This is a genomic window from Mesorhizobium sp. M1E.F.Ca.ET.063.01.1.1, from assembly GCF_003998155.1.
Classification (GTDB): domain Bacteria; phylum Pseudomonadota; class Alphaproteobacteria; order Rhizobiales; family Rhizobiaceae; genus Mesorhizobium.
Genome location: NZ_RZSC01000335.1, coordinates 1 through 6,191 on the forward strand (window position 1 = coordinate 1; position 6,191 = coordinate 6,191).

Annotated in this window: 5 protein-coding genes, 1 tRNA gene and 2 pseudogenes; 2 read left to right on the forward strand and 6 right to left on the reverse strand. The window is 61.4% G+C overall.

What is annotated here, in order from left to right; genetic code table 11:
- The 4 genes and pseudogenes from EOA29_RS21580 to EOA29_RS21590 all read right to left on the reverse strand — a co-directional run.
- Positions 1 to 357, reverse strand: a pseudogene (locus tag EOA29_RS21580) (EAL domain-containing protein); the annotation flags it as partial.
- 485 nt (positions 358 to 842) lie between these two features.
- On the reverse strand, positions 843 to 983 hold the full coding sequence (locus EOA29_RS41575; protein WP_189350238.1) for a hypothetical protein: 141 nt from the start codon (positions 981 to 983) through the stop codon (positions 843 to 845).
- Positions 984 to 1,287: 304 nt separating this feature from the next.
- Positions 1,288 to 2,444 (reverse strand): annotated as a pseudogene (locus tag EOA29_RS21585) (nucleotidyl transferase AbiEii/AbiGii toxin family protein).
- Positions 2,425 to 3,153, reverse strand: coding sequence for a DUF6088 family protein (locus EOA29_RS21590; protein ID WP_127221462.1), 729 nt, complete (start codon positions 3,151 to 3,153; stop codon positions 2,425 to 2,427). Before EOA29_RS21590 ends, EOA29_RS21585 begins: the two are co-directional and overlap by 20 nt.
- A gap of 569 nt (positions 3,154 to 3,722) precedes the next feature.
- On the opposite strand from EOA29_RS21590, the gene EOA29_RS41580 reads away from it, so the two are divergent.
- A complete protein-coding gene (locus EOA29_RS41580; protein ID WP_189434663.1) occupies positions 3,723 to 3,944 on the forward strand; it encodes a hypothetical protein in 222 nt (73 codons plus the stop codon).
- 258 nt (positions 3,945 to 4,202) lie between these two features.
- On the opposite strand, the gene EOA29_RS21600 is transcribed toward EOA29_RS41580, so the two are convergent.
- Positions 4,203 to 4,277 (reverse strand) — tRNA-Gln (locus EOA29_RS21600).
- 134 nt (positions 4,278 to 4,411) lie between these two features.
- Positions 4,412 to 4,756 carry a VOC family protein gene (locus EOA29_RS21605; protein WP_126095193.1) on the reverse strand — a complete coding sequence of 115 codons (345 nt, stop codon included), beginning with the start codon at positions 4,754 to 4,756 and terminating at the stop codon, positions 4,412 to 4,414.
- 218 nt (positions 4,757 to 4,974) lie between these two features.
- On the opposite strand from EOA29_RS21605, the gene EOA29_RS21610 reads away from it, so the two are divergent.
- The coding region (locus EOA29_RS21610; protein WP_127221464.1) for a PEP/pyruvate-binding domain-containing protein at positions 4,975 to 6,191 on the forward strand (1,217 nt) is incomplete at its 3' end.

Sequence of the window (6,191 nt, forward strand, 5' to 3'; positions counted from 1 at the left end):
GGCGAAACTGCACTGGAGACAGGTTGACGCCACCTGGACCAGTTTCACCCACGAAGCCGCCTCGCGGCATGCCTCCCGCAGCACCCATTCGCCGATAGGCACGATCAGTCCGCTCTCTTCGGCCACCGCAATGAATTCGGCGGGTGGGATCATCCCTCGGTCCTTGTGGGACCACCGGATCAGAGCCTCGAAGCCGACGATTTCGCCGGACATGCCCGCCTGCGGCTGGTAGTGCAGGAATAATTCGCCACCTGCCAGCGCAGACCGCAAGTCTTGTTCGAGGGCACGGCGTTCGCGCAGCTTGCGATCCATGTCGGCCTCGAATATCCGGAAAACACCACGGCCGTCGGCTCTAGCGAAGGGGAGGCCAACCTCACGGTTGATCGCCTCGATGCGATCCATGAGGATGTGCACGGACGAGCTGCCGGCGGAAAGCTGTTCGGCAGGCCGTAGCGGCCGGGTGATGTATCCGATCTCCCGCTGGCCGCGATGCTCGTAGTGATTTCGAGCGCCCAGTGGTCATAGACGCGCTCCGTGCGGGCGCTCGATTCTTCCCAATCCTGAAAGAAGCGCACCTCGCGCGGCACGAAATCGAACCAGTTGGGCTGCAGTTCAAGAAACGGCGTCTGTCCATCGGAGCATCGGAGCCGACCCAAACGCGCCATTTCATCTCCGGCCGGCGCGCTTCGCGCCTGTCGCGTTCGATCCGGGCGCACCGCGTGAGAAAGTTGCGGACATGCACGATGCCATTCCCGGCTCGGCCGAGCAATCGGTAGAGCGGGCCTGCTACGATCTTCTCGTCGGTCGTCTCGCCGTGCTTGATCCATGCCGGATCGAGCAGATCATTCGCTCTCCAGGGCGGCGATGTTCGGATCGACGATCGGCCCGGCGCGCCATTCGATCTCGCGGCCAAGCGAGATCTGTACATAGTCCGCGGCGCCTGCGCCTGTCGGCACAAAGGCGAAGGCGCTTTGCCATGCCATTCCGAAATCTGGAACTCGCTGCCCCGCAGTTCCACCCACAGCGCCTTTACGTCCCCGCCGCGGCGAGCGAGGGCTTCCGTCATCCAGGGCCGCAACTCAGCGACTCGGCTGCCGTCGGGGGCGAGCACTGATCGCACGTCGCGCCAATAGGCGTCGTCGATACTGGCCGCGGTGAAAGTGAAGCCCGGAAATTTCTTCGTCAACGCGGCCGTAAGCGCTGCCTCGTCTGCACCGGCCGGAAGAGCGGCCAGAACAGCCTCGATCGAGGCGCATTCTCCGAAATCTGCGCCATCGGACGATCTTATCAGTCCGACCCCATCTGGTCTTTTCCCATCTCCACCGCGCTGCCGGTGATGTCAGGTGCGTCGGCCGGCGCCGCGTTGAGGTGATGCTCGAGCGCTTCGATGCTCGTCATGACGTCGGCAAACGCCGGCGGCGTGCCGAAAATCATCGCCGACATGCGTTCGTAGTCGGCCGAGAGCTTGGCGCGCATGTCGGCGGTCGGGACAAGACGATAGCTTCCTGGCACCGCACGATCGTAACGATGATCGGGTGCGCGAAACATCAGTTCCTTGTGCTGCCGGCAGGCTTCGGCGAGATCGAGCATCGACGCCGTGGCCACTCCGTAGTCGGGATGCGTCCAGATCTGATGGACGTCGTAGTAGTGCCGCGAATAACGATTGAGATCCGGCACCGGCCGATCGGGCTGCGCTCCCGCGCTTCGCTTCTCGGTCATTTCGGTCATTGCGTGCAGGATCAGCACCTTCTCCCAGAAGGTCCGTTCCGGCTTCACCGTCATTACATTCGGCACTGATAGGTCCGCGCCGGCTGGCATTTCCGAAGCGATGTAGGGCACGATCTCGCACAGCTCGGCCGGCTCGGGATCGGGACGCGCGCCGCCTTCGATGCGGAGGCGGCCTGAACATATCCGTTGCCGGAATCGAACACGCTCTTGTAGCCGACCACGAGAATATCGAGCGCATCCTTGTTTCGATAAGCATCGAAGCCGAAAGCGAGGGAGAAATGTCCATCCTGCCCGGCCGCTTCTTCGATGGCCGCGGTCTCCTTGGCCAACAGCTCCTTGAGGGGACCAGAAATATATTGCCGTGCTGCCTCGTCAACCTTCTCGGCGAGAGCGCGCTGTTGCTGATTGACGGAGGGGAGGGCAGCGATGTCGGCTTCCAGCGGCACCTTCAGGTCGGCCTTGTAGATTCCGATGTCGATGTCCTCGGAGAACCGACTAATGAGTCCATATGCCTTGCTGAGGCTGGTGCCGCCCTTGAAATAAAGACCTACCGGATCGTTCGGGCGCCGGTTGAACAGAAAGTCGAGCACCCAGCAGACATAGAGGTCCTTCTCGACGTTCTCCGCTCGTGTTTCCAGATGCGCGGCAACGGTCGAGAAGAGCGCTCGACGGTCGTCGACGCTCGAGCGAAGGATTTCAATGAACGTCTGTTGCATGGTCCTCCTTCGCCCGATCCGGGTCTGGCTCGCTTTCGGCGAGCTTTCGGGCGATCGTCTCGACCAGCGGATACATCCATGCAGGGACGGCATGAATGTTGTCGCGCAGGTCCTGCACGATCTCTTCGCGGTTCGGATCGCGCGACAGATGCCGGACGATGCCGTTCACGGCCGCGTCGAGGCTTGATCGCTCATCACGAAACCACGTCAGCGCCTGGATCACGCGCATCGCCGGCCGGCCAGCCCAGAACGCCGTCTTGGCCGAAACGCGCTTGAAATCGAGCTTATAGATGACCGGCCGTGCAGCGTTCGGATCGCCGGCGCTGGCCTCGATCTCGATCGTTCGTGGGTAGGTGTCGGCATAGATCGTCGAGCGGGCCGGGACGGCCGTGGTCAAGCCGAGATCGTTCGCCGCGGTCATGCCGTCGACCAGCACGCGCAGCTTGTCGCGTCGGGCAATGGCGTCGATGAAGGAGGCGCGCGGCGGAAATACCATCTTGCCGGTCAGCTTGCTGATGCCCGGCTTGTCATACAAACCGCGATAGGGACGGCGGATGTCACCGCGCAGGGTCAGCCTTTGCAGCGCCTTCTCGACGGCGTTGGGCGTTCCGATGTCGAGAAAATCGGCGCGTGACCACACACCCGAGGGCGCTGCCTTGGCGATTCTGTCATGAATGCGATCGAGAGTGTCGGACGTGGGGTCTGGCATCGGTCACCATCGGCTGTCCGAAGATTATATATAAAAATTGGTCAGTAGCAACCTCAAAGCCTGTTACTGACCAAAATTTGCATTCAAAGTTTGGTCAGTATCGACGATGACAAGCGAACCGGCGGGTATAGCGGAGGTGTCCGCTCATGCACAATCTGCCGATCGTCCGGGATTTGTGGAGCGCGGAACTAAGACACTCCGGAAGGCGCTCTTGCACCGAAGGCGTGAATCGACCCGAAGCGGACGCTTCATCCGACAAGGTTGGCGATGGCCGAACCCCTCAAAACAATGGGCATCATCTACAGGACTTTCTTAGATCGCCTACTGAAGAAGGATCGGAATTCTATTCCCTCAGGGATCGCCGACAACATCAAGGCCGCAAGCCGTCGGCGACGAAACTCATACGATCGGCGGACGACGAAACTAGAATCGGAAGCCACCTCAAAACAAGGTCACTTTCTCTCGAACGTCCGTGAGATGATCGCTGCCAATTTGTCGGCTAGTCTTATCGGGATCGCGGGATCGGCAGCTTGCGAGACCGTTCTAGGATCGGTGGCCGGATCGGCTGTTTGGGTTTCGGCCTTTCTAGTGAGAGCGCTCAATTTCCGGTCGGTGAACGGATATCGCCCTTCGACATCGAGAAGAACGTCCGCCTTGGCGCGGAAAACTTCAATGAGCGCGCGCTCCCGATTTCGGGAAGTGGACCGCAATTTCAGGTCATGCAGGAGTGTGTTGAGCTTACGCGCGATATAGGCCGCGCGGCCGCGATCGGACTGGTTCAGACTGAGTGACAAATGGCCAGCCGCCTCCTGAAAAGGTGGTGGGGACGCGTGGCCGCCAATAATAGACGTTCCCGCGCCGTGTCAGGTTCTGAATTTCATGTCGGATCGCCATCGCAAACAGCCCATTTCCGCAAGTCGATGCGCCGGAACCGTGCATCAGCTTTGTGCCTCAGTTTTGGGCACAAACGGTGGCGGGGCCAATTCGAAGGGATTCCCAGCCGGGAAGATTTCCCTTGGAAATCAAAGGCTTGAAAAATAAGCAAATGATGGCTGGGGCGCCAGGATTCGAACCTGGGAATGTCGGTACCAAAAACCGATGCCTTACCACTTGGCGACGCCCCAGCAGCCGGGCCGTGCCCGCTGCGCGCGGCCTTATAGGACGAGGCGGGAGAAAGCTCAATGCCATGATGGCAACTGAACCGGGCTGATCCACGGGTCAGAATGTCGCTTCTCCGCCGCGGCGTTCTTCGGGTTGGCTATTCGCCCCAGACGGCGAGCTCGTTGCCTGCCGGATCGGTGAAATGGAACCGCCTGCCGCCGGGGAAGGAAAAGATCGGCTTGACGATGGCGCCGCCGGCATTCTCGACCGCCTCCAGCGTATCTTCCAGGTTTTCGGAATAGAGCACAGGCAGCGGCCGGGCGGTCGCCTCGCCGGCATCAGCCTGGAAGCCGCCGTCGAGCCCCTCGGCAAAAGCGGAGTAGGTCGGCCCATAATCGGTGAACGACCATGAAAACGCCGCGCTGTAGAACGACTTGACGCTGTCCAGCGTGCCGCCGGTCGCCGGCAATTCCAGATAGTCGAGTTTCCCGTTGAGTTTCATCACGCTACTCCACTCCGTTCTTGTTGTGTTCTATATCGTGGAGCGGATAGCAGCAAGTCTTTTTGACGCAGCTTTTGCTTAATCGATTGTAGCGGCGGCGCTTGCTTTGCCGACACCTTGCCTTTCGCACTGCAGCATCCTATCGCTCGGATCGGAAGGGCGGGGAACCGGGCCGTGGTCCGGGTGTTGTCTATCTTCCAACGACTTGGAGGGCGAGCATGACCAAATGGGTTTACACCTTCGGCGACGGCGCCGCCGAAGGCCGTGCCGGCGACCGCAATCTTCTCGGCGGCAAGGGCGCCAATCTGGCCGAGATGTGCAGCCTCGGCCTGCCGGTGCCGCCGGGCTTCACCGTCACCACGGAAGTCTGCAACGCGTATTATGCCAATGGCCGCACCTATCCGGCCGCGCTCGAGGCCAATGTACTGTCGGCGCTCGACCACATCGGCGCGCTCACCGGCCGCCGTTTCGGCGACCCGTCCAAGCTGCTCCTGGTCTCTGTGCGTTCCGGAGCCCGCGCGTCGATGCCCGGCATGATGGACACCGTGCTCAATCTCGGTCTCAACGACGAGACGGTCGAGGCTTTAGCCACCGAATCCGGCGATGCCCGCTTCGCCTATGACAGCTACCGCCGCTTTATCCAGATGTATTCCGACGTCGTCATGGGCCTCGACCATGAGGTTTTCGAGGAAATCCTCGAGGACCAGAAAGCGAGCCTCGGCCATGAGCTCGACACCGGGCTTTCGGCCGTCGAATGGCAGGGTGTGATCGCACTCTACAAGGCCAAGGTCGAGGAGGAGCTCGGCAAGCCGTTCCCGCAGGATCCGCGCGAACAGCTCTGGGGTGCGATCGGCGCCGTGTTCTCGAGCTGGATGAACAACCGTGCCATCACCTACCGACGCCTGCACGACATCCCGGAAAGCTGGGGCACGGCGGTGAACGTCCAGGCCATGGTGTTCGGCAATATGGGCGACACCTCGGCCACCGGCGTCGCCTTTACCCGCAATCCTTCGACCGGCGAAAAGCACCTCTATGGCGAATTCCTCGTCAACGCCCAGGGCGAGGACGTGGTGGCCGGCATCCGCACGCCGCAGAACATAACCGAGGCGGCGCGCATCGCCGCCGGCTCAGACAAGCCGTCGCTGCAGAAGCTGATGCCGGAGGCTTTCCAGGCTTTCGTCGACATTTCCGACCGGCTGGAAAAGCACTACCGCGATATGCAGGACCTCGAATTCACCATCGAGCGCGGCAAATTGTGGATGCTGCAGACCCGCTCGGGCAAGCGCACCGCCAAGGCGGCGCTCAAGATCGCCGTCGAGATGGCCAAGGACGGGCTGATCACCAAGGAGGAGGCGGTCGCCCGCATCGATCCCGCCTCGCTCGACCAGCTTCTGCACCCGACCATCGATCCGAAGGCCGCGCGTGATGTCATAGG